Here is a 24,044-nt window from a genome sequence, read left to right as displayed (position 1 = left end):
TTGAGCGGCACGCATTCTATCGGCAGACCGATAAATAACTAGAGGAAGATGAATCGTTTCAGCTGACGATAGGCGACGCGGGCGAAAAGTTGACGCCCGCGGTGGCGGACAAATCACCATTGTTCAACGCTATAGCGTGGGTAAAAAGCGATCCGCCAGTATTCCGGCTACCTGGGACGTGGCGATCTGTCGCATATGATTCAGGCCAGTCGCCACACCGCGCCATCCAGTGCGCCATAGATGGCCCGCTCGATCGTGGCTTCGATGGCCATGCCACCGGTAAATTCGCCAAAGGCCGGCAACAGGGTCACCGCCGGCTCAATGCTGAAACATGGCATGCGCAGCCGGTCCCGTCCGCGCCCTCGCAACACGAATACCGGATGCAGGTGTCCGGCCAGCACGTGGCGGTCCGGGTGAGCCATCAGCTCGTGACAAAGCGCGAATGGCCCCATCGGCCAGGGCTCGCCCACCACCTCGATGCCGAGCTCGGCGGGTGGATCGCCAGCGCTGCGGTCATGATTGCCGCGCACCAGCAGGATCTGCAGCTCGGGGTGGGCGTCTCGCCAGGCCTGCAGCGCCGCCAGGGTGCCGCCACTGCGTGCGGGCCTGGCATGCAGAAAGTCACCGAGAAAGATCAACTGGCGGGTTGGATAATGGAGCAGCAACCGGTCGATACGCTGCAGATTGCGTGTAGTGGTACCGCGGGGAACCGGCTGGCCCAGCACCCGGTAGGTGGCGGCCTTGCCGAAATGCGCATCGGCGATCAGCAGGGCCTGCTGGGCCGGCCAGTAAAGCGCCTTGTCGGCCAGCAGCCACAAGGTTTCCCCGGCCAGTTCCACCGCCAGATGAGGTGCACTCATGCAGACCCGGCCCTGGTTTTCGGTCTTGGTCGCCCATCCTTGCGCTTGCGCTCGCCACGACGGATCGGTGGCTCGACCTCCACCAGTGGTGCGTCCGGCAACTGTGGCCCGGGCCCAGCGGCGCGCTCCAGTTCGCCGAGCATGCGGGCGATGCGGTCGGCAAGCTTTTCCGAGCTGAGCCGTTCGCGAAAGCGCTCGACCATCAGCGGAAAGGCCAGCGGCGTGGCGCGGCGCAATGGGTGAAGGTTCAAACGTGCAGCGCGCATATCGGCCAAGGTGTGGCGCAGCAGCTGCACATCCAGCTCCTGGCTGAGCACTTCGTCATGGGCCTGGGTCAGCAGCAGATTGCCCGGGTCATACTGACGGAACACATCGAAGAACAGCCCACTGGAAGCCTGCACCTGGCGCAGGCTCTTGCCCGCGCCGGGGTAACCGGCGAATACCAGGCCGGCGATGCGGGCGATCTCGCGGAAGCGGCGCTGCGCCAGTTCGCCGGCATTCAGGCTGGCGAGCACGTCATGCAGCAGATCGTGATCGCTGAACAGATCGTCGCCGAGCAACTGCGCCCAGTCCACCTCGCTGGCGCACAACAGTTCCAGGCCGTAATCGTTGACGGCAATGGAGAAACTCAGCGGCTGTCGCTGGCCCAGCCGCCAGGCCAGCAGACTGGCCAGGCCCAGGTGCACGTTGCGACCCGCGAAGGGGTACAGGTACAGGTGCCAGCCTTCGCGCGAATGCAGGGTTTCGGCGAGCAAGGTGCCCGGCGCCGGCAATGCCGACCAGCCAGCCTGGACCTCGAGCAGCGGCTGTAACAGGCACATCTCCGGCCCCTCGAAACGGCCCTGCGCCGCCTCGCCGAAACGCGCCACTACCGCCTCGGCCAGCGCACTGGAAAGTGGCATGCGCCCGCCGTTCCAGCGCGGCACGCTGCCCTTGCTGGCACTGCTGCGCTTGACGTAGGCGGTCATGTTCTCGACCCGCACCAGCTCCAGCGGTCGGCCGCCGAACAGGAACGTATCGCCGGGTCGCAGGCGGGCGATAAAGCCCTCCTCGACACTGCCCAGCGAACCGCCACCGCCACCTTTGCTCCACCATTTCACCGTCACACTGGCATCGCTGACGATGGTCCCCACACTCATCCGGTGGCGCCGCGCCAGGCGTGGGCTGGGCACCCGCCAGACGCCCTCTTCGTCCGGTTCCGCACGCTGATAATCCGGATAGGCACTGAGCGACTCGCCACCCTGGCGCACGAAAGCCAGTGCCCAGCGCCATTGCGCGTCATCGAGAAGGCGGTAAGCCCAGGTGCTGCGTATTTCCTGCAGCAGGTCGGCAGGCCGAAAGCCGCCGCCCAGGGCCATACTGACCAGGTGCTGAACCAATACATCCAGCGGCTGGTGCGGCGACTCCCGTGCTTCGATGCGACCGGCCGCCACCGCGTCCTGCACCGCCGCGGCCTCGATAAGCTCCAGGGCATGGGTCGGTACCAAGGTGATCCGCGAGGTGCGCCCGGGCGCGTGGCCGGAGCGACCGGCCCGTTGCAGCAGGCGCGCAACGCCCTTGGCCGAACCGATCTGCAGGACCCGCTCGACCGGCAGAAAATCGACCCCCAGATCCAGGCTGGAGGTGCACACCACCGCCTTGAGCTTGCCCTGCTTGAGCCCGCCCTCAACCCAGTCGCGTACCTCGCGGGCCAAGGAGCCGTGATGCAGCGCTATCAGCCCGGCCCAGTCCGGCCGTGCACCGAGCAATGCCTGATACCAGAGTTCGGACTGCGAACGGGTATTGGTGAACACCAGGCTGACACTGCTGCTTTCCAATTCCTCGACAACCTGGGGCAGCAGCCGCAAGCCCAGGTGCCCCGCCCAGGGAAAGCGCTCCATAGCGGGCGGCAACAGGGTGTCGATCTGCGGTTTGCCACCCTGTTTGCCCTGCACCAGGCGTCCGCTGCCATCGGGCAGCAACACCTCCAGGGCATGGGGCTGGTTACCCAGGGTTGCCGACAGGCCCCAGACGATCAGCCCTGGGTTCCACTGACGCAGCCGCGCCAGGGCCAGCTGCAACTGCACCCCACGCTTGTTGCCGAGCAATTCGTGCCACTCGTCCACCACCAGCATGCCGACGTGGGCGAACTGGCTCTTCGCGTCCGCGCCGGTAAGCAGCAGAGTCAGGCTTTCGGGCGTGGTCACCAGCGCCGTGGGCAGCCGTCGCGACTGACGCTGGCGCTCGGCACTGCCGGTATCGCCGGTGCGCATGCCCACCGTCCAGGGCAGCTCGAGGCCGTCGACCGGCGCCTGCAGGGCGCGCTGCGTGTCGGCAGCCAGGGCGCGCATCGGGGTGATCCACAAAACGGTCAGCGGCGCGGCTGACGGCGCCCGCTTGCTGCGCGTGGCTGTTTTGGCGGTGGCCTTGGCAGCGAATCGATTGAGCGCAGCCAGCCACACCGCGTAGGTTTTCCCGGCGCCGGTCGAGGCGTGCAGCAGGCCGCTGTGCCCATCGGCCACCGCCTGCCAGACCTCCTTCTGAAAATCGAAAGCCTTCCAGCCATTGCGGCGCAGCCAGGCACTCGCCAGGCTCATTGCAGCAACTCCTGCAGCAGCTCCAGGGTATCGGCCTCCTCCACGGTCTTGTCGTGGCGCCAGCGCAACATGCGTGGAAAGCGCACGGCAATGCCGCTCTTGTGCCTTGGCGAGCGGGCGATACCTTCGAAGCCCAGTTCGAACACGAGGCTCGGCGTGACGCTGCGCACCGGGCCGAATTTTTCCACGGTGGTCTTGCGCACGATGGCGTCCACCTTGCGCATTTCCTCGTCGGTCAGCCCCGAATACGCCTTGGCGAATGGCACCAGGCGTCGCTCGGGGTCGCCCGGCGCACCGTCCCAGACGGCGAAGGTGTAATCGCTGTACAGGCTGGCACGGCGGCCGTGGCCGCGCTGGGCGTAGATCAGCACGGCGTCGACGCTCAACGGGTCGATCTTCCACTTCCACCAGACGCCGACGTCCTTGCTGCGCCCCACTCCGTAGGCGGACTCCCGGGCCTTGAGCATCATGCCTTCGACCCCCAGCGAGCGTGAGGCCTCGCGCTGCTGCGCCAGGGCTTGCCAGGTATCGCCGTGCAGCAACGGCGACGGCATCAGCCGCGGGCTGGCGCAGCTGGCCACCACCTGCTCCATTTGCGCGCGGCGTTGGTGTTGCGGGCGGCTGCGCCAGTCCTCGCCTTGCCACTCCAGCAGGTCATAGGCGAGCACCGCCACCGGCACTTCCTCGAGCAACTTGCGGCTCAGGGTCTTGCGGCCGATACGTTGCTGCAGCAAGGCAAAGGGCTGGATACCGAACTGCTCGAGCTGCGCCTCGACCTGATCGTTGAGGCGCTCGGCCGGCTCGTCGGCAGCCTGGGCCATCAACTCGCCCTGGCGGGCAGTAGCCTCTGGTGCGTGACGCCAGACCACCAGTTCGCCGTCGATCACCGTGCCGTCCGGCAACAGCGGCGCCAATTCCTGCAATTCGGGAAAGCGCTCGCTGATCAGCTCCTCGCCGCGCGACCAGACCCACAGCTGGCCGTCGCGCTTGACCAGCTGCGCACGGATACCGTCCCACTTCCATTCGATCAGCCAGTCGGCGGGCGAGCCCAGGCTGGCGTCGAACTCCTCCAGCGGGCGCTGCAGGGCATGGGCGAGAAAGAACGGATAGGGCTGGCCGCCACGCTGGGCATGCTCGTCCTCGGACTCGGCGGCGATCAACTTCTGGTAGGAGGCCGCCGTGGGTCGGTGCGACAGATCGGTGTAACCGACCAGGCGCTGGGCGACGCGCTTGGCATCCACCTCGGCAACTGCGGCCAGGGCGCGTGTGACCAGCAGCTTGGATACCCCGACCCGGAACGCCCCGGTGATCAGTTTGATGCTGACCATCAGCGATGGCCGGTCGAGCTGTGCCCACAGGGCATCGAGGCGCATCGCCAGTTCATCGGGCGGTAGTCCGCGCAGCGGCAGCAACTTCTCCTCGACCCATACGGCCAAGCCGTCCGGGGAGGTGGAGGTGGCTTCGGGCAACAACAGGGCGATGGTTTCCGCCAGGTCACCCACCGCCGAATAGCTTTCCTCGAACAGCCAGTCGGACAGGCCCGCGCGTTGCATCGCCAGCTCGCGCAGCTGCCGGGAAGGCACCAGCTGGCGCGGCCGGCCGCCAGCGAGAAAGTACACGGCCCAGGCGGCGTCGGCGGGCTCGGCATCGCGCAGGTAGTCTTGCAGGGCGGCCAGCTTGGCATTGCTCGAGGTGGTGGCATCGAGGCGCGCATACAGCTGCGCGAAGGCGATCATGAACTGGGCTCCATGGCTGCGTCGTCTTCCTCGCCGTATTCGGTGGCGAAGGCCTGGGCATCCAGGCCCTGTTCGCGCAGGTGGCGCACCAGAATATTTACCGAACCATGGGTAACCATGACCCGCTCGGCACCGGTCTGCTCGATGGCCCACAACAGGCCCGGCCAGTCGGCATGGTCGGAAAGCACGAAGCCGCGATCCACGCCGCGGCGCCGACGGGTACCGCGCAACAGCATCCAGCCGCTGGCGAAGGCATCGCTGTAGTCGCCGAAGCGCTTGATCCAGCTGCTGCCACCTGCCGAAGGCGGCGCCAGCACCAGCGCCTGCCGCAACAGCGGGTCGCCCTTGGGCACATCGCCGGTGTAGCGCGTCGGCGGCAGGTAGACGCCGGCATCGCGGTACACCTGGTGCAGTGGCTCCATGGAACCATGGCCGAGAATCGGCCCGATGCCTTCGTCGATGCCATGGAGGATGCGCTGTGCCTTGCCGAAGGCGTAGCAGAACAGCACGCTGGCGCGACCGGCCTGCTGGTTCTGCCGCCACCAGTCGTTGATGCCGGCGAATATCTGCGCCTGGGGCTGCCAGCGGTAGATCGGCAGGCCAAAGGTCGATTCGGTTATGAAGGTATGGCAACACACCGGCTCGAAGGGATCGCAGGTGCCATCGGGTTCGACCTTGTAATCGCCCGAGGCGACCCACACTTCGCCGCGATATTCGAGTCGCACCTGGGCCGAACCCAGCACATGGCCGGCGGGATGAAAGCTCAGGGTGACGCCGTGGTGATCAATGGTCTCACCATAGGCCAGGGTCTGCAGGTTGATGTCGTGCCCCAGGCGGGTACGCAGGATGCCCTCGCCCGGCGCCGCGGCCAGGTAATGGGCGCTGCCAGTGCGGGCGTGGTCGCCGTGGCCGTGAGTGATGACGGCGCGCTCGACGGGACGCCAGGGGTCGATATAGAAATCTCCGGGAGGACAGTACAGGCCTTCGGGCCGTGCAATCACCAGATCCAAGCAGGCGACCTCCGGAAGTGGAAATGAGGGGGTGTAGCGGGTCTTTCAGGAACCGAGCCACCGTCAGCGGCTTGAGCCGCCGACGGCGTCGCCTGCATCAGCGATGCAGGCGCTGGCTCATATGTAGCCCAGTAGCAGCAGCACCAGCACGATGACCAGCACCAGTCCAAGACCACCGGTGGGCCCATAGCCCCAGCTGCGGCTGTGCGGCCACGCCGGGATGGCACCAATCAGCATCAGGATCAGAATGATCAGCAGTATGGTTCCCAAGCCCATGGCTATCTCCTTGCTTATCTGTCGGCTGCCGCCGGTTAGCGGCGCGCCTGGCATCGAAAGCCTGGGTAAGGCTTTCGTTCGAATGCAGGGCATGGCGCTGCGGCGAAGCCAGCGTCTGGCAGAGCGCCCGACGCAGCGCCATGCCCTACACCTGTTACGACTTGGCAGGGAAACGGAAAGTGCAAACTTTAAATCGGCGAACCCCGGGCCCGCCTTGGCTTGCGCGTGATCGGCGGGAGCCGCGCCTGGCACCCATGGTCATCGCCAAGCCATGATCGCGCGTGCTTCGGGCCGGCAGAACTCAGGCGTCGGCCAGGGCGAAGCGCGCCGCGCGTTGGATCAGCTCGTCATCCGGGCGCACGCCGGTGTACAACACAAACTGCTCGACCGCCTGCAACACGATCACCTCACCGCCGGTAATCACCGGCTTGCCCAAGGCGCGGGCCAGGCGAATCAACGGGGTTTCCACCGGCACGGCGACCACATCGAATACCCATTGCGCCGCAGCGACCGCCTGTTCATCGAACGCCAGCTGATCGGCCTCGGCACCGCGCATGCCGAGCGGCGTGACATTGACCAGCAACCCCGCCGGCTCGGCGCCGAGCGCGGCTTGCCATGGCACCGAGCACTGCGCGGCCAGAGCCCTGCCCGCCGCCTCGTTACGGGCGACGATGCAGCCGTTGGCAAAGCCGCTGTCACGCAGCGCGCAGGCTACCGCCTTGGCCATGCCGCCGCTGCCACGCAGGGCATAGCGCGTATCGCTGGGCACGCCATGCTTGCGCAGCAAATTCACCACCGCGCTGTAGTCGGTGTTGAAGCCGGTCAGGCGGCCCTCATCGGCGACGATGGTATTGACCGATTGTAGGGTTGCCGCGGAGTCATGCAAGGCGTCTAGGTGCTCGATGCAGGCTTCCTTGAACGGCATCGACACGGCACAGCCGCGAATGCCGAGGGCGCGGATGCCACCGATGGCAGCCGGCAGGTCGCTGGTGGTGAAGGCCTTGTACAGGTAATCCAGCTCCAGCTCGCGGTACAGGTAGTTCTGAAAGCGCGTGCCGAAATTACCCGGCCGCCCGGACAGCGACATGCACAGGCGGGTGTCTTTGCTGATGCGCAAGGTCATTGGCGAACCTCGGAAATGACGACGCCGGTTCGACAGAGGCATCGAGCCGGCGACAGGAGTGTTCAGGGCGGGCCCGCACCGGGGTGCGGTGCGGGCCACCACTCAATCTAGCAGGGCGAGCGCGTCGGCGCTGGCCTGACGTACGGCGTCCCAGCCGTTGCTGCTGTCGAGCATCCAGCTACCACCCACGCACATCACATTGGGCAGTGCCATGTAGCGTTGCAGGTTGGCCGGGCCGACGCCACCGGTCGGGCAGAAACGGATATCGCCGAATGGCCCACCCAGCGCCTTGAGCGCAGCGGTGCCGCCACAGACTTCCGCCGGGAACAGCTTGAAGCGACGATAACCCAGGGCGTAGCCGACCATGATCTCCGAGGCGCTGGCAACGCCCGGCAGCATCGGCACCGGGCTTTCCAACGCGGCACGCAATAGGTCGTCGGTGGAGCCGGGGCTGACGATGAACTGGGCGCCGGCCTCTTCCACCGCGTCGAGCATATGGCGATCGAGCACCGTGCCAGCGCCCACGCAAAGGTGCGGGCGTTCTTCGCGCAGACGGCGAATGGCGGTCAGGCCGTGGGGCGAGCGCAAGGTGATCTCCAGTACCTGCAGGCCTCCGGCATCCAGGGCATCGGCCATTGGCAGGATGTCTTCCTCACGGGCGATGGTGATCACCGGCATGATCCGCGCACGGGCGCAAAGCGCGTCAATGCTGTCGATCTTTTCCGCCATGGTCAGGGTTGGGCGGCTGATGGCTTGTGTCATGTTGCTATTCCTATGGCCTACGGGCACCAGTAAATTTCCAGCGGCGCCTCGATAAACGCGCTGATCGGCATGTTTCGTTGATCTGGCTGCTGCATCGCCTGCGCCAGCACCTCGAGCTTGCGCTGCCCTTCGATCGACAGAATCTGCAGGCGCGCGGCCTTGAGCACTGGCAGGGTCAGGGTCAAACGCTGATGGGGCACGCTCGGCGCCAGCATCGGCAGGCAGCGCCGGGAACCGTCGCGGTCCATGGCTTCATCAAGATTGGGACTATTGGGAAACAACGAGGCGGTATGACCGTCGGTTCCCATGCCGAGGATCAGCACGTCGATGCTCGGTAAATCAGCCAGCGCCTGCTCGGTCAGCTTGGCAGCCTCCTCGAGGCTACCGGCGCTGTGGTACAGCCCCAGCAACTGTGCCTCGGCAGCCGGCCCCTGCAGCAGGTGGCGGCGCACCAGCGCTTCATTGCTGTCGTCGTGGCTGACCGGCACCCAGCGCTCGTCGGCCAGGCTCACCAGCACCTTGGCCCATGGCAGTGTTTGCTGTGACAGCGCCTTGAAAAAGGCGATCGGGCTGCGCCCGCCGGACACCACCAGCGTTGCATGGCCATGGCTGTCGATGGCATCGCGCAGCGCAGCGGCGACGTTCTCGGCCAGCGCCTGGGCCAGCTGCGCGGAATCGCTGTGGCTGCGAGCGACCACGCCCACGGGAAAATCGAGGTCAGAGATCGCCATACCAGGCCCTCCCGTCACGAGTGATCAGGGCGATGGAACTCATCGGCCCCCAGGTGCCGGCGACATAGGGTTTGGGTGGGTCGCCGAGTTTTTTCCAGCCGTCGATCAACTGATCGCACCACTGCCAGGCGTGCTCGATTTCGTCCTTGCGCACGAACAGGTTCTGGTTGCCGCGCATCACTTCCAGCAGCAACCGCTCGTAGGCATCGGGAATCCGCGCGCTCTTGTAGGTGGTGGAGAAGTTCAGCTGCAGCGGGCCGCTGCGCAGCTGCATGCCCTTGTCCAGGCCTTGATCCTTGGTCATCACCTGCAGGGAAATGCTCTCGTCCGGTTGCAGGCGAATGATCAGCTTGTTGCCGATCAACTGGCGCTGCTCCGGCGCGAAGATGTAGTGCGGCGGCTCCTTGAAATGTATGACGATCTGCGACAGCTTCTGCGCCATGCGCTTGCCGGTGCGCAGGTAGAACGGCACGCCTGCCCAGCGCCAGTTGCGGATGTCAGCGCGCAGGGCGACGAAGGTTTCAGTGTCGCTCTGGGCGTTGGAATTCTCTTCCTCCAGATAACCGGGCACCGGCTTGCCATCGCTGGTGCCGGCCACGTACTGGCCGCGCACCACATGGCGCGACAGCTGCTCCGCGGTCATCGGCTCGAGCGCCTTGAGCACCTTGACCTTCTCGTCACGGATGGCGTCGGCCGACAGGTCGCCGGGCGGGTCCATGGCGATCAGGCAAAGCAGTTGCAAGAGGTGGTTCTGGATCATGTCGCGCAGCTGGCCGGCCTTGTCGAAGTAGCCCCAGCGGCCTTCGATGCCGACCTTCTCCGCCACGGTGATTTCCACGTGGGTGATGTGGTTCTGGTTCCACTGGGTCTCGAACAGGCTGTTGGCGAAACGCAGGGCAATCAGGTTCTGCACCGTTTCCTTGCCCAGGTAATGGTCGATTCGATAGACCTGGGTTTCCGGGAAATAGGCGGCCACCGCATCGTTGACCGCGCGCGACGAGTGCAGGTCGTGACCGATGGGTTTCTCCAGCACCACCCGGGTATTCTCGGCCAGGCCCACTGCCGCCAGGTTGGCGCAGATACCACCATAGACCGAGGCTGGGGTGGCGAAATAGGCAATCAACTGGCGACCACTGCCAACCGCTTCGGCCAGTTGCGGGTAATTGTCCGGCGGCAAAAATTCCATGCTCAGGTAGCGCAGGCGTGCCTGGAAACGCTGCATCGCTGCCTCGTCCAGCTCGGCGGGCGGCAAGTAGCGGCGCAGATGGGCATCAATGGTGCTCAGGTGCTTGTCGGGATCGCCCCCGTCGCGCGCCAACGCGAGCAACTGGGTATCCTCGTGCAACAGCCCGGCACGGTCGAGTTGGTAGAGGGCGGGAAACAGCTTGCGCAATGCCAGGTCGCCCAGGGCGCCGAACAGAGCGAGGGTACAAGGCTCAACGGGAATCATCGACATGATCTTTGTTCTTCTATCAAGTTGCCCTATTGATAGCGGGTAACCCGCCATCGCGCAACCAAAAATGTAGTAATAAACACAACATATTCGTAGAGTAACCAGAGTCGCTAGCCAGTAGACCAGCCCCCGCTTAGGATAAACCCGGCATTTCATCGGACAAGGACAATAATGGATCGCGTGCGCAACCTTCTCGAACAGATCCAGGGCCGCCTCGACAGCCTCAACAAGGCCGAACGCAAGGTCGCCGAAGTGATACTGCTCAATCCGCAACAGGCCACCCGCCTGAGCATCGCTGCCCTCGCCCAGGCGGCCCAGGTCAGCGAGCCGACGGTCAACCGTTTCTGCCGCTCGTTCGGCGTCAACGGCTACCCGGAACTGAAGATGCAGCTGGCGCAGAGCCTGGCCAGTGGCGCGGCCTACGTGAGCCGCGCAGTGGAGGCCGACGACGGCCCCGAGGCCTATACCCGCAAGATCTTCGGCAGCGCCATCGCCTCCCTGGACAGCGCCTGGCAAAGCCTCGATGCCAACCTGATCAGCCGCGCCGTCGACCTGCTGATCCAGGCCCGGCAGATCCACTTCTTCGGCCTCGGCGCCTCGGCACCGGTGGCCCTGGATGCCCAACACAAATTCTTCCGCTTCAACCTCGCGGTATCGGCCCATGCGGACGTGCTGATGCAACGCATGCTCGCCTCGGTGGCGCATACGGGTGATCTGTTCGTGATCATTTCCTACACCGGGCGCACCCGCGAACTGGTCGAGGTGGCACGCCTGGCCCGGGAAAACGGCGCCTCGGTGCTTGGCCTGACCGCTGCCGGCTCGCCGCTGGATCAGGCCTGCAGCCTGAGCGTGCACATTCCGCTGCCCGAAGACACCGACATCTACATGCCGATGACCTCACGGATCATCCAGCTCACCGTGCTCGACGTGCTGGCAACCGGTATGACCCTGCGCCGCGGTGCGGACTTCCAGCCGCACCTGCGCAAGATCAAGGAAAGCCTCAACGCCAGCCGTTATCCGGCCGGCGAAGAGCAAGGCTGACCCCGGCCATGCGGTTATGTGGGTTACGGCGCCCAGAGACCGAGCCAAGCCTGCGATAGCGACCGACACCGCCACCCACCCTACGGGATGGGGACCGTAGGGTGGGTGGAGCGGCGCCCGAACGCTTACGGTGACTCAACACGATCCCGGCGCGCCGCGTAACCCACCAAAGGGGTCACGCAAACGCAAGGCTTCAGCGCCCTACTTCCACCAGTACTCCACCTGCACACCGAAGTTGGAGCCGTTGCGCGCGCTACCGAAAGCACCGGTATCCGACAGGGCCGAGCCCTCGGCCAGCAGATTCGCCGCTTGCTGCGCCGCCTTGTTCCAGGTGGCGTAGGTGTAATACAGGCGAATTTCCGGGCGCTCGAAGAAGCCCGGGCCGTTCGGCGACCAGGTTGGCGCCACGGTGAACTTGCTCAGCTTGCGGGTACCGCCGGACGCGTCCACCTGGTCGTGACCGATCTCACCGACCAGCTTGAACTGCTGGGTGAAGGCATAGCTGGTACGCCCGCCCACCGACCACCAGTCCTGGTCGCCGCCGTCTTCACGCTTGTCCTTCTGGTACACCGCCTGCACTTGGCCGCCCAGGCGCGGGGTCAGCTGGAAGTCGAAGAACTCGACCACCCGCCAGCTCTTGGCGCCGCGATCCAGGGTCGGGTCGCCGGTGTAGCCAAGGCCGGTGCCCGGGCCTTCGCCGTACTGCAGGGCCAGCTTGTTGTCGCCACCCAGGCCGAGGAAGTTCTTCTGCACGTGCTGGCCGGTCACCGCCCAGCCGCTGTTCGAATCCTCGACGGACGATGGTTTGTCGATATAGCTGACGCCCACCTCAATCTCGCCACCCGGGTTGGTGACGAAGCCGCCGACGTTGAAGTCGTGGCGGTTGATGTATTCCTTCTGGTCGTAGCTGTCCTTGCGCGAGAACACGTAGCTGTATTTGTAATCACCGATCTTCATCTCGTCGATACCGAAACCGGTGGCGCTCTGGTTCCAGTAGTAGAAGTCGCTGATATGGATGTCGTTACGTTTGTAGAACCGCCGCCCGGCCCACAGCGAACCGCCGTTGAGCGCCGGCATGTTGCTCCACTCGGCGTACATCTGGTTCATCCGCGCGGTGCCGTGGTCACCGGTGAACTTCGGCGTGTGGCCGTACTCGTTGAACAGCTGCGCCATGCCCTCGATGCTCAGTACCGAGCCATCGTCGAGCGTGAACAGATCCTGACGCAGATCAAACTCGGCGTAATGCTCGCACTCGTTACCCAAGCGGTACTTGGAACGCGCGCCCGGCAACTGGAAGCATGACTGCCGCCCGTTGCCATCGGCGGTACCGGCGCCGCTGCGCAGGTAACCGCTGAACTCCAGCGCCATGCCGGTAACCGGCAGTGTCAGGGAGCCCAGCGCTATGGCCAGACCGATACCTGCTGATCGTTTCATATCCTCTCCTGCAGTTTTTTATTGTTGTTACCGCTTTGCAATGCCGGCATCAGGACTGCGACGCCGGCTCCTTCTCAACGATTCGTTAGCGAGGTGACGTTGCTCGGCTGCACGGTGCTGGCCAGGGGCCGCACGCGCTCGCCACTCTTGGCATCGAACAGCAGGGCCCGCGAGGCATCTATCTGCAGCTCCAGACGCTGACCCACCGGTGGCGCCTGATCGGGCGCCAGGCGACAACATAGCTTGCTGTCATTGACGGTCACGAAAACCAGGGTGTCCGGCCCGGTGGGCTCGGTGACTTCTACCCGCGCAGCTAGAGCATTGTCCTGCCCGGCGCCAGTGGCCAGCTGCACCTGCTCGGGCCGCACGCCGAGCAGCAGCTCGCGCCTTTCGGCGCCTTCGGGCAGCTCGCCCAGGGGCAGCTCGCAACGCCCCTCGGCGGAAGCGAGGATGGCCGATACCTGGCCGGCCCGACGTTGCAGCTGAACCGGCACGAAGTTCATTGGCGGCGAGCCGATAAAGCTGGCCACGAACAGGTTCGACGGGTCGTTGTAGATCTGCTGGGGTGTGCCGAACTGCTGGATCACCCCCTCCTTCATCACCGCCACCTTGTCGCCCAGGGTCATGGCCTCGATCTGGTCGTGGGTGACGTACACCGTGGTGGTCTTCAGGCGCTGGTGCATCAGCTTGATCTCGGTGCGCATCTCCACCCGCAGCTTGGCATCGAGGTTGGACAGCGGCTCATCGAACAGGTAGATCTTCGGCCGTCGTGCCAGGGCCCGCCCCATGGCCACGCGCTGTTGCTGGCCACCGGACAGCTGGCCGGGCTTGCGCGCCAACAGGTGCTCGATCTGCAGCAACTTGGCGACCCGCGCCACTTCCTCGTCGATGGCCGCCGGCGCCATCTTGCGCATCTTCAGGCCAAAGGCGATGTTGTCGCGCACGTTCATGGTCGGGTACAGCGCATAGGACTGGAACACCATGGCGATGTCGCGATCCTTGGGGCTCATGCCGCTGATATCGGCATCATCGACCAGGATGGCACCATTGCTGATGCTCTCCAGCCCGGCGATGCAGTTCATCAGGGTGGATTTACCGCAGCCCGAGGGGCCGACCAGGATCAGGAATTCGCCATCGTCGATCTTCAGATCGATGCTTTTCAGGGTGTCCGTCAGGCCGCTGCCATAGGACTTGTTGACGTTGCGCAGTTCAAGCGTTGCCATCTACTTCTCTCCACTTCGAAAGTGCCGCGAGCGAGCGCAGCAGCTTTTCAACCCTTGACCGCGCCAGCCGTGAGGCCGCGCAGGAAATACTTGCCCGCCAGGATGTACACCAGCAGGGTCGGCAGCCCGGCGATCATCGCCGCGGCCATGTCCACGTTGTATTCCTTGGCCCCGGTACTGGTATTCACCAGGTTGTTGAGGGCCACGGTTATCGGCTGAGCGTCGCCACTGGCGAACACCACGCCGAAGAGGAAATCGTTCCAGATCTGGGTGAACTGCCAGATCAGGCAGACCATGATGATCGGCACCGACATGGGCAGCAGGATGCGCCCGAAGATGGTGAAGAACCCGGCGCCATCCAGGCGCGCCGCCTTGACCAGGGCATCCGGCACACTGACGTAGAAGTTGCGGAAGAACAGCGTGGTGAAGGCGATGCCGTAGACCACGTGCACCAGCACCAGGCCGGGGGTGGTGTTGGCCAGGCCGAACTTGCCAAGGGTGAACGAGGCCGGCAGCAGGATGGTCTGGAACGGCAGGAAGCAACCGAACAGCAGCAGGCCGAAGAACAGCTGCGAGCCGCGGAAGCGCCACATCGACAGCACGTAGCCGTTCAGCGCGCCGATCGCCGTGGAGATCAGCACCGCCGGAATGGCCATTTTCGCCGAGTTCCAGAAGTGCCCGCCGACCACGTCCCAGGCCTTGACCCAGCCGATCAGGGTGAAGGCATCGGGCAGCGACAGCAGATTGCCGGCGCGCACGTCCTCGGGGGTCTTGAAGCTGGTCAGCAGCATCACCACCAGCGGCACCAGATACAGCGCGGCGGCGAACAACAGGGTGGCGTGAATCGCCAGGCGGCTTGGGCTGAAGGCTTTAGTCATGGCGCTTGCCTCGCAATTCCGAGTAGAGGTACGGCACCAGAATCGCCAGGATCGCGCCGAGCATGAGCATCGCGCTGGCCGAGCCGATGCCCATCTGGCCGCGGCTGAAGGTGAAGTTGTACATGAACATCGCCGGCAGATCGGAGGCGTAGCCAGGCCCGCCGGCGGTCATCGCCGCCACCAGGTCGAAGCTCTTGATGGCGATATGGGCGAGGATCATCACCGCACTGAAGAACACCGGGCGCAGGCTCGGCAGCACGATGCGCAGGTAGATGGTCGGCAGGCTGGCGCCGTCCACCTGGGCGGCGCGAATGATCGACTGGTCGACGCTGCGCAGCCCGGCCAGGAACAGCGCCATGACGAAGCCCGAGGCCTGCCACACGGCAGCGATCACCAGGCAGTAGACGACCCGATCGGGGTCCACCAGCCAGTCCAGGCGGAAGCCTTCCCAGCCCCAGTCGCGCAGCAGCTTGTCCAGGCCCAGGCCCGGATTGAGCAGCCATTTCCAGGCGGTGCCGGTAACGATCATCGACAGTGCCATGGGGTACAGGTAAATGGTGCGGATGACGCCCTCGCGGCGGATACGCTGGTCGAGCAGCACCGCCAAGAGCACGCCGATGACCAGGCTGATGGCGATGAACATGCCGCCGAACACCATCAGGTTCTTGCTCGCCACCCACCAGCGGTCGTTGTCCAGCAAGCGCACGTATTGCTGCAGGCCCACCCACTTGTAGCTGGGCATGAAGCTGGAATTGGTGAACGACAGTACCGCCGTCCAAAGGATGTAGCCGTAGAACCCCACCAGCACCACCAACATGGTGGGCGCCAGCACCAGCTTGGGCAGCCAGCGCTGCAGCGCATCGAAGGGTGAAGCCTTGCCGATTACCGTCGTGACACTCATCGGGCCTACCGTGTGTAGAGAAAGTCGGGACGAACTCCGCCGGCGACAGGCACAGCGCCTGTCGCACGAACGGCTGGTAAGAGCGCGTGGACCACCGGACGGCGGCCCGTTTCACGCTACTGCGCGGACTTGATGGCCGCGGCGATCTGCGCGCCGGCCTTGCTCGGGTCGGCGTTCTTGTCGCTCATGAAGTTGGTGACCACGTCGAAGATCGCCCCCTGCACCGCCAGGTTGGTGGCCATGCTGTGGGCCATGCTCGGCTCCAGCTTGCCGCCCTTGTCGGCTTCCTGGAAATCCTTCATGGAGGCCTGGGCGCAGCTGTCGAACTTGCTCATGTCCAGGTCCGAACGCACCGGGATCGAGCCCTTGTTCTCGTTGAACACGTACTGGAACTCGGGCTCCAGGGCGATACGCGCAAGGGCATGCTGAGCAGCGACGTCGCCTTCGTTCTTGAGCTTGAACATGGCCAGCGAATCGATGTTGTAGGTGTAACTACCGGCGGTACCCGGCATCGGTACACACTGGTAGTCCTTGCCGGCTACCTTGCCGGCGGCCGTCCATTCGCTCTTGGCCCAGTCGCCCATGATCTGCATACCGGCCTTGCCGTCGATGACTTCGGCGGTGGCCAGGTTCCAGTCACGCCCGGCACGGTTGTCGTCCATGTAGGTGGAGAGCTTTTTCAGCGCAGTGAACACCTCGGTCATCTGCGGGCTGGTAAGGGTCGCTTCGTCGTTCTCGACGAACGCCTTGTGGTAGCCCTCGGCGCCCATGATGCCCAGCACCAGCCCCTCGAACACGGTGCTGTCCTGCCACGGCTGGCCACCGTGGGCCAGCGGCACGAAGCCGGCAGCCTTGAGCTTGTCGCCAGCGGCATACAGTTCGTCGAGGGTGGTTGGCGCCTTGTCGATTCCGGCCTTCTTGAAGACCGCCGGGTTGATCCACAGCCAGTTGACGCGGTGGATGTTCACCGGCACGGCCACGTAGTGCCCGTCGTATTTCATGGTGTTGGAAACGGTCTTGGAGAGCAGGCCGTCCCAGTTGTTGGCCTTGGCCACGTCATCCAACGGGGCGAGCAGATCCAGCGCGCCCCACTCCTGCAGGTCCGGGCCCTTGATCTGCGCAGCACCAGGTGGGTTGCCGGAGACCACGCGGGTCTTGAGTACGGTCATGGCGGCAGAGCCGGCACCGCCGGCCACGGCACTGTCCTTCCAGGTGTAGCCGTCTTTTTCGACCAGCTCACGCAGAACCTTCACGGCTGCCGCTTCGCCACCGGAAGTCCACCAGTGCACGACTTCGACGGTGCCTTTGGAGTCGGCTGCGAGGGCGGTGAGGGGAAACAGCGAGGCGAGAGAAACGGCAGTAGCGAGACGGGTGATCGCGTTCATCGAAGTACCTTTCTTGTTGTTAGCGGCAAGTCATGGCGCTTGCGTTGCAGGGAGTGTAATCAGGGTTGGCACGGGGCCAGGTAACGAAGGGATGCATGAATGTCACCATGTCGTTACATTGCCGCCAGCGCTGTGGCCAGGCTCGGTGCCAGCGGCAAGCGCGGCAACAGCACGGCCTGATAGGCGTGATACAGATCGGGCTTGCCGGGCCAGATGCTGGCGGCCGGCCGGTTGTCGGCATCGAGCTCGTGGTGCCAGCTGCCCCGTTGCAGATCGATGAAATGGCTCGCTGTGAACTCCCAGAAGAGCCGGTACCACTGCTCGTAGACTGGCTCGCCGGTACGCCGCAACAGCGCCGCTGCCGCCGCGCTGGCCTCGGCCTGCACCCAGTGCAGACGCGCGCGCACCACGGGCCGTGCCTGCCAGTCGAGGCTGTAGACCAGCCCGGGTGCGCCATCGGCATGCCAGGCATCGCGGCAGGCGCTGGCGAACAAGCCGCGAGCATCCTCAAGCAGCCAGCCTGGCGCAGCGAGCCCCGCGCGCTGCAGGGCGGCCTCCAGATGCAGCAGCAGACGCGCCCACTCGAAACTGTGCCCCGGCGTGCTGCCATAGGGCCGGAACGGGTCGGCAGGGTTGGCGGCGTTGTACTCGGGCAACGCCTGCCAGTGCTTGTCGAAATGCTCGACCACCACATGCCCCCGGGAGGCGGCATGCTCGTGGATCAGGCGCTCGACGATGCGCAGCGCGCGCTGTAGCCAAAGGGCGTCACCCGTGACATCAGCCAGGGCGAGAAATGCCTCGGTGGCGTGCATGTTGCTGTTGGCACCGCGATAGGCTTCTTCCTGGGACCAGTCGCGGCTGAAGCTCTCACGCAGTGCGCCCTCCTCCTCGCACCAGAAGTGCCGCTCGATGATGCCGATCGCCTCGCCCAGCAGCGCCTCGGCTCCAGGCCTGGCAGCAGCCTGCGCGGAGCTGGCGGCCAGGGCCACGAAAGCATGCAGGTAGGCAGACTTGTCGCCCCGCCGACTGGCGTCGGCGAACCAGCCACCTGCCTGCTCGTCACGCAAGGCGCCCTGCAGCGTGGCGATGCCGTGATCGACCAGGTGGGCGTAACCGGGAACCCCCTGAATATGAGCCAGGGCGAAACAGTGGGTCATGCGGGTGGTGTGGATCAGCTCGGCGCTGGCACCCACCGGCAGTCGCCCCTGGCTGTCGAGGGCGGCGAAGCCCTGGGCGACCCCCGAGGTGCTGGCGAACGGCAGCAAGCGCATGCCTTCGGCATTCAACCAGGCAAGATGGGCCGGCTTGACCAGCCAGCTGTCGCAGGGCAATGCAGGTGTTTTCATTGTTGTTATTCCATGCAGGGGATTAGGGCCAAGACCCGCCAGCGGACACCGCCTTGCCCGTCTACCGCCAGCCCAGGCCCAGCGCAGCGAGGCCGCCAGCTGCAAACACCGGGATACGCGTTCGCTTGGCCCGGGCTACCAAAACCTTTACCGGCACCTGGGAGGGCATTCATCCGCCCATTACCCCCGAGGAACCAAGGGCCAGAGTCTAGCGGTGGCTGCAGGTCCCACGCGTAACGAAGGCCGGCGTCTTGGTCACCAGTTGGTGACATTCACTCGGCCGATCGCGGCAATTGCAGGGTTACCCGCAGGCCACCCTCACGCAGGTTCTGCAGGCTCACCTCACCGCCGTGGCTGTGGGCGATATTGCGCGCGATGCCCAGCCCCAGGCCGTAGCCCTGCTGCTGCCCGGCAAGGCGAAAATGCGGCTCGAACACCTGTTCCAGGCGCTGCTCGGGCACCCCCGGCCCCTCGTCGTCGACGTGCAGCACGTAGGCCTCGTCGTCATCCTCGACATGCAGATGGGCACGGTGGCCGTACTTGAGGGCGTTGTCGACCAGGTTGCCGATGCAGCGCCGCAACGCCAGGGGCTTGCCGAGGTAGGCCGCCCGCGCCTCGCCATGCAGGGTCACGCGACCATTACCGGCCGGCGCCAGGCACGGCTCGACCAGGCAATGCACCAGCTGGTTGAGGTCCACCGGTTCGATGTTCTCGTGGATGTCGGTATCCTTGACGCACTGCAGGGCGCCCTTGACCAGCAGCTCCAGCTCATCGAGGTCGCGGCCGAACTTGGTTTGCAGGGTTTCGTCGTCGAGCAGTTCGACGCGCAGGCGCAGGCGGGTGATGGGCGTGCGCAGGTCATGGGAGATGGCGCTGAACAGCTGGGCGCGTTCGGTCAGGTAGCGGCTGATGCGCTCGCGCATGGCATTGAAGGCACGCGCCACCTCGACCACCTCGCGCCCACCGCCCTCCACCACCGGCTCGATATCGGCGCCCAGTGACATATGCCGCGCAGCGCGCGCCAGGCGCTTGAGCGGGCGGCTTTGCCAACGCACCAGAATGCCGATGAACAGCAGCAGAAAGCCGCTGCTGAGCAGGATGAACCACAGCTGCTGGGCGGGTAGCACCGGCTCCTCCAGGCTGGTGTAGGGCTCGGGCAGCAATGAGGCGATATACAGCCACTCGCCAGGCGCCAGCTGAATCTGGGTAACCAGTACCGGCGGGTTGACCGGCTCCAGGGTCAATGCGTAATGGGCCCAGGAGCGCGGCAGCTCGTCGAGCTTTACGCCGCCATTGAAGATGCGCAGATCGTCGGGGCTGACGAAGGTCACCGAAATATCCGCCTTCTGGCCCAGAGACGCACGTAACACGTCGCCCACCGCCTCGGTAACCGCCAGCTTGCGCGGCGTGGTGGGCAACAACTGCATGGCCAGCGGGCGGTCGTTGAGGCTGACCACGAAACGGGTGCCACCCATGCTGCGCAGCTGATCGAGCACCATCGGTCGGTAGGCGACCGGCAGCGAGCGGAAGTAACGCACGCTGGCGGACATCGAATGGGCCAGACTGCGCGCGGACGTCACCAGCCCTTCGAGCTGGGTGGCGCGTAGCTGCGACAGCCAGATGGCGCTGGACAGGGTTTGCGCAGCCAGTACCGAGAGCAGTGTCAGCAGCAGCATGCGGCCCAGCAATGAACGAGGAATCGGCACCAGCCGACGCCAGTCAGCGCGCATTGCCAGCCTGTGCACTGACAGCGGCAGCGAGCTGATAGCCGCTGCCACGCACCGTGCGGATCAGCCGCGGCGGCTTGCCGGTGTCGCGTAAACGCTGGCGCAGGCGGCTCACCGCCATGTCGACGATGCGCTCCAGGGGCATCACCTCGCGCCCACGGGTGGCGTTGCCGATGGTGTCGCGGTCGAGAATCTGCTGGGGATGATCGAGAAACAGCTTGAGCAAGGCAAAGTCGGCACCGGACAGCAGCACCTCCTCGCCGTCGAGGTGGAACAGCCGGTGGCTGACCATATCCAGGCGCCAGTCATCGAAGGTCAGCACCTCGGCCCCGCGCTCCTGGGCGAAATTCACCCGGCGCAGCAGCGCCTTGATGCGCGCCAGCAATTCTCGGGGGCTGAACGGCTTGCCGATATAATCGTCGGCGCCAAGTTCCAGGCCGATGACCCGGTCGGCCTCGTCGGAGCTCGCGGTCAGCATGATGATCGGCACCTGGGCGAAACGCTGGTGCTCGCGCGTCCAGCGGCACAGGCTGAAGCCGTCCTCGTCGGGCAGCATGACATCGAGAATCACCAGATCCGCGCCGCCTTCGCAGAGCGCCTCGCGAAATCCCGCACCGTCGGCCACCGTGCGCACCTGCAGGCCGGCGCGGCCCAGGTAGGTTTGCAGCAGTTCACGAATATCCTGGTCGTCATCGACCAGCAGGATGGATTTTCCAGTTGGGCTCACATCGATAATCCTTGTTGTTGTTATCGGCGATGCTAGACAGAGCGTCGAGTTGCTAGTTCCTTCGCAGGTGCTGCTCCACTGCCACTCCCGCGCCGACCAGGCCCGGGTAAGGCGCGGTGACCAGCCATACCGGCAGGCCATCGAAGTAATCGCTCATGCAACCCTTGTCGCGCAGGCAACGGGAAAAACCGCTGGCCATGAAGAAGTCGGCGAAGCGCGGCACCATGCCACCGGCGATGAACACGCCACCACGAGCCCCCAGGGTCAGCACGTTGTTGCCGGCCACGCGGCCGAGCAGGCAGCAGAACAGCTCCAGCACATTGACTGCCAGCGGCTCGCCCTCCAGCGCAGCACGGGTGACCTGGGCCGCGCTCTGCAGCGAAGCCTGCTGACCATCCACCGCGCAGGTAGCCCGGTACAGCGCCAGCAGCCCGTTGCCACTGAGTGCACCCGCTTCGGCGCTGACATGCCCGAGTTGGCGATGCAGCGCCTGCCAGACCAGCGCCTCGCGATTGCTGCCCACCGGCAGGTCGACGTGGCCGCCCTCGCCCGGCAAGGCGTGCCAGCTGCCATCGGGCAACGACAGCAAGGTGCCGACGCCCAGGCCGGTGCCGGCACCTATCACCACCGCAGGGCGCCCTGGCTGCGCCACGCCGGGGCAGACGCTGATGTACTCATCATCCTGCAGGCAGGTCATGCCCAGCGCCATGGCCGAGAAATCGTTGATCAGCAGCAGCTCGCGAACCTGCAGCTCGGCGCAGAACGCCTGGCGATGGATACGCCAGGCGTTATTGGTGAAGCGAAAGGGGTCGACCTCCACCGGCCCGGCACAGGCCAGGCAGATGGTATCCACCTCGCCGAGCGCCAGGCCCTCGGCTGCCAGGTAAGCGGCGATGGCCTGTTCGACGGTAGCGTGATCGGCGGTCGCCGACACCCTTACCGCGCTCAGGCTGCCATCGCGCCACAGGGCGAAACGCGCATTGGTACCACCGATGTCACCGACCAGCGCCAGGCTCATCGCAGCGAATCCAGTTCGGCGGTGAAGGCGCTGGCGCCCTCTTCCGCTGGGCTGAAAGCTGCGCGCATGAAGGCGAACAGCTCACGGCCACAGCCGATGCCGGTACCTTGGGGGCGTGGCGCGATCTGGCGGGCGTTCCAGGCGATGTCGTCGACCAGCACCTGCAGGTGGCCGGTCACGCCATCGACGCGGATCAGGTCGCCATCGCGCACCCGTGCCAGCGGCCCGCCATCCCAGGCTTCGGGGCTGACGTGAATGGCCGCCGGCACCTTGCCCGACGCGCCGGACATGCGCCCGTCGGTAACCAGCGCCACCTTGAAGCCGCGATCCTGGAGGATGCCCAGGTATGGCGTGAGCTTGTGCAGCTCCGGCATGCCATTGGCCTTGGGCCCCTGGAAACGCACCACGGCGACGAAGTCGCGCTCCAGCTCGCCGGCCTTGAAGGCCTCGGCCAGGTCGACCTGGGTCTCGAACACCCGCGCCGGCGCCTCGACCACCTGATGCTCCGGCGCCACCGCCGAGACCTTGGCCACGCCATTGCCGAGGTTGCCGGTCAGTACCCGCAGCCCGCCTTCGGGCGAGAAGGCTTCCGGCACGCTACGCAGGATGTTGCGATCCAGGCTCTGCTCAGAGCCCTGGCGCCAGACCAGGCGCTCGCCATCGAGGAACGGCTCCTGGGTGTAGCGCGACAAGCCCTGGCCGGCGACCGTGTAGACGTCCTCGTGCAGCAGGCCGGCTTCGAGCAGGGTGCGCACCATGAAGGGCACGCCGCCGCAGGCATGGAAGTGGTTCACGTCGGCCTGGCCATTGGGATAGACCTTGGCCAGGGTCGGCGTCACGGCGGAGATGTCGGCCATGTCCTGCCAGGTCAGCTGGATGCCGGCGGCGCGGGCGAAGGCCGGAATGTGCAGGGTGTGGTTGGTGGAGCCGCCGGTGGCGTTGAGGGCCACCACCGAGTTGACGATGGCCTTCTCGTCGATGATCCGGCACAGCGGCGTGTATTCGCCGCCCTGGCGGGTCAGGCGCACCACCTGGTGGGCGGCCTCGGCGGTCAGCGCGTCACGCAACGGCGTGTACGGGTTGACGAAGGACGAGCCCGGCAGGTGCAGGCCCATGATTTCCATCACCACCTGGTTGGTGTTGGCGGTGCCGTAGAAGGTGCAGGTGCCGGGGCTGTGGTAGGACTTCATCTCCGATTCGAGCAGCTGCTCGCGGGTCGCCTTGCCCTCGGCGTAGAGCTGGCGAACCTCGGCCTTTTCCTTGTTGGGAATGCCCGAGGGCATCGGCCCGCCCGGCACGAAGATCATCGGCAGATGGCCAAAGCGCAGCGCGCCGATCATCAGCCCCGGCACGATCTTGTCGCAGATGCCCAGCAGCATCGCCGCATCGAACATGTTGTGCGACAGCGCCACGGCCGTGGACATGGCGATCACCTCCCGGCTGGCCAGGCTAAGCTCCATACCGGGCTCACCCTGGGTGACGCCATCGCACATCGCCGGCACGCCGCCCGCTACCTGGCCCACCGAGCCGACCTGGCGCAACGCCTGCTTGATCAGTTCTGGGTAATGTTCATAAGGCTGGTGCGCGGAAAGCATGTCGTTGTAGGCAGTGACGATGCCGACGTTGGCTTCGTTCATCAGGCGCAGACGCTGCTTATCTTCGGCAGAACCACAACCAGCTACACCGTGGGCGAAGTTGGCACATTGCAGTGCGCCGCGGTGCGGGCCCTGGCTGTCGGCGGCGGCCATTTGCGCCAGGTAGCGCTCGCGGGTGGCGCGGCTGCGGGCGATCAGGCGGTCGGTTACCTCGAGGATGCGGGGATGCATGGTGTCGACTC

Annotated in this window: 20 protein-coding genes; 1 reads left to right on the top strand and 19 read right to left on the bottom strand. The window is 65.4% G+C overall.

The annotated features are described in order from the left end of the window. Nucleotides 1–200: 200 nt before the first annotated feature. From pdeM to zwf, 9 genes are all read right to left on the bottom strand, one after another. Nucleotides 201–860, bottom strand: a complete 660-nt coding sequence (gene pdeM, locus BM154_RS14400) for a ligase-associated DNA damage response endonuclease PdeM (protein ID WP_074885125.1) — start codon at nucleotides 858–860, stop codon at nucleotides 201–203. After that, a complete protein-coding gene (locus tag BM154_RS14395; protein WP_074885122.1) occupies nucleotides 857–3,436 on the bottom strand; it encodes a ligase-associated DNA damage response DEXH box helicase in 2,580 nt (859 codons plus the stop codon). Before BM154_RS14395 ends, pdeM begins: the two co-directional genes overlap by 4 nt. Continuing rightward, complete coding sequence (locus BM154_RS14390; RefSeq protein WP_074885119.1) at nucleotides 3,433–5,172, bottom strand: ATP-dependent DNA ligase; 1,740 nt, start codon at nucleotides 5,170–5,172, stop codon at nucleotides 3,433–3,435. The genes BM154_RS14395 and BM154_RS14390 overlap by 4 nt, the downstream gene beginning before the upstream one ends. Further along, on the bottom strand, nucleotides 5,169–6,182 hold the full coding sequence (locus BM154_RS14385) for a ligase-associated DNA damage response exonuclease (RefSeq protein WP_074885116.1): 1,014 nt from the start codon (nucleotides 6,180–6,182) through the stop codon (nucleotides 5,169–5,171). Before BM154_RS14385 ends, BM154_RS14390 begins: the two co-directional genes overlap by 4 nt. A 117-nt stretch (nucleotides 6,183–6,299) precedes the next feature. Continuing rightward, a complete protein-coding gene (locus tag BM154_RS14380) occupies nucleotides 6,300–6,458 on the bottom strand; it encodes a DUF3309 family protein (RefSeq protein WP_004373322.1) in 159 nt (52 codons plus the stop codon). A gap of 301 nt (nucleotides 6,459–6,759) precedes the next feature. Beyond that, nucleotides 6,760–7,581, bottom strand: a complete 822-nt coding sequence (locus BM154_RS14375; RefSeq protein ID WP_074885113.1) for a shikimate 5-dehydrogenase — start codon at nucleotides 7,579–7,581, stop codon at nucleotides 6,760–6,762. A 102-nt stretch (nucleotides 7,582–7,683) separates the two neighbouring features. Continuing rightward, on the bottom strand, nucleotides 7,684–8,343 hold the full coding sequence (locus tag BM154_RS14370; protein ID WP_074885109.1) for a bifunctional 4-hydroxy-2-oxoglutarate aldolase/2-dehydro-3-deoxy-phosphogluconate aldolase: 660 nt from the start codon (nucleotides 8,341–8,343) through the stop codon (nucleotides 7,684–7,686). Between the two features lie 17 nt (nucleotides 8,344–8,360). Then, nucleotides 8,361–9,074: a 6-phosphogluconolactonase gene (gene pgl, locus BM154_RS14365; RefSeq protein ID WP_074885106.1), complete on the bottom strand. Its 714-nt coding sequence runs from the start codon at nucleotides 9,072–9,074 to the stop codon at nucleotides 8,361–8,363. After that, nucleotides 9,061–10,530, bottom strand: coding sequence for a glucose-6-phosphate dehydrogenase (zwf, locus tag BM154_RS14360; RefSeq protein WP_074885103.1), 1,470 nt, complete (start codon nucleotides 10,528–10,530; stop codon nucleotides 9,061–9,063). The genes pgl and zwf overlap by 14 nt, the downstream gene beginning before the upstream one ends. Before the next feature lie 168 nt (nucleotides 10,531–10,698). On the opposite strand from zwf, the gene BM154_RS14355 reads away from it, so the two are divergent. Continuing rightward, complete coding sequence (locus tag BM154_RS14355) at nucleotides 10,699–11,568, top strand: MurR/RpiR family transcriptional regulator (RefSeq protein WP_074885101.1); 870 nt, start codon at nucleotides 10,699–10,701, stop codon at nucleotides 11,566–11,568. A 201-nt stretch (nucleotides 11,569–11,769) separates the two neighbouring features. Here the strand turns inward: BM154_RS14355 and BM154_RS14350 are convergent, their stop codons facing one another. From BM154_RS14350 to edd, 10 genes are all read right to left on the bottom strand, one after another. Continuing rightward, the gene (locus tag BM154_RS14350; protein ID WP_074885096.1) at nucleotides 11,770–13,002 is read right to left on the bottom strand and encodes a maltoporin; all 1,233 of its coding nucleotides are present in this window, start codon (nucleotides 13,000–13,002) and stop codon (nucleotides 11,770–11,772) included. Between the two features lie 74 nt (nucleotides 13,003–13,076). Next, on the bottom strand, nucleotides 13,077–14,225 hold the full coding sequence (locus BM154_RS14345) for an ABC transporter ATP-binding protein (RefSeq protein ID WP_074885093.1): 1,149 nt from the start codon (nucleotides 14,223–14,225) through the stop codon (nucleotides 13,077–13,079). Between the two features lie 47 nt (nucleotides 14,226–14,272). Next, the gene (locus BM154_RS14340) at nucleotides 14,273–15,103 is read right to left on the bottom strand and encodes a carbohydrate ABC transporter permease (protein WP_074885091.1); all 831 of its coding nucleotides are present in this window, start codon (nucleotides 15,101–15,103) and stop codon (nucleotides 14,273–14,275) included. After that, nucleotides 15,096–16,004 carry a carbohydrate ABC transporter permease gene (locus tag BM154_RS14335; RefSeq protein ID WP_074885088.1) on the bottom strand — a complete coding sequence of 303 codons (909 nt, stop codon included), beginning with the start codon at nucleotides 16,002–16,004 and terminating at the stop codon, nucleotides 15,096–15,098. The genes BM154_RS14340 and BM154_RS14335 overlap by 8 nt, the downstream gene beginning before the upstream one ends. A 116-nt stretch (nucleotides 16,005–16,120) precedes the next feature. Continuing rightward, nucleotides 16,121–17,389 carry an ABC transporter substrate-binding protein gene (locus tag BM154_RS14330; protein WP_074885085.1) on the bottom strand — a complete coding sequence of 423 codons (1,269 nt, stop codon included), beginning with the start codon at nucleotides 17,387–17,389 and terminating at the stop codon, nucleotides 16,121–16,123. A gap of 113 nt (nucleotides 17,390–17,502) precedes the next feature. Next, nucleotides 17,503–18,735 carry a D-mannose isomerase gene (locus BM154_RS14325; RefSeq protein WP_074885082.1) on the bottom strand — a complete coding sequence of 411 codons (1,233 nt, stop codon included), beginning with the start codon at nucleotides 18,733–18,735 and terminating at the stop codon, nucleotides 17,503–17,505. Nucleotides 18,736–19,007: 272 nt separating this feature from the next. Continuing rightward, a complete protein-coding gene (locus tag BM154_RS14320; protein WP_074885078.1) occupies nucleotides 19,008–20,465 on the bottom strand; it encodes an ATP-binding protein in 1,458 nt (485 codons plus the stop codon). Next, nucleotides 20,455–21,189: a response regulator gene (locus tag BM154_RS14315; protein WP_074885075.1), complete on the bottom strand. Its 735-nt coding sequence runs from the start codon at nucleotides 21,187–21,189 to the stop codon at nucleotides 20,455–20,457. Before BM154_RS14315 ends, BM154_RS14320 begins: the two co-directional genes overlap by 11 nt. Nucleotides 21,190–21,241: 52 nt before the next feature. Then, nucleotides 21,242–22,207 (bottom strand): glucokinase, encoded by a 966-nt coding sequence (locus BM154_RS14310; protein ID WP_074885072.1) that lies wholly within the window; start codon nucleotides 22,205–22,207, stop codon nucleotides 21,242–21,244. Next, complete coding sequence (gene edd, locus BM154_RS14305; RefSeq protein WP_074885069.1) at nucleotides 22,204–24,033, bottom strand: phosphogluconate dehydratase; 1,830 nt, start codon at nucleotides 24,031–24,033, stop codon at nucleotides 22,204–22,206. Before edd ends, BM154_RS14310 begins: the two co-directional genes overlap by 4 nt. Between the last annotated feature and the right edge of the window lie 11 nt (nucleotides 24,034–24,044).

Origin of the sequence: Phytopseudomonas argentinensis (assembly GCF_900113905.1) — a bacterium.
Lineage (GTDB): Bacteria > Pseudomonadota > Gammaproteobacteria > Pseudomonadales > Pseudomonadaceae > Aquipseudomonas > Aquipseudomonas argentinensis.
This window is presented reverse-complemented; position numbering and strand designations above follow the sequence as displayed.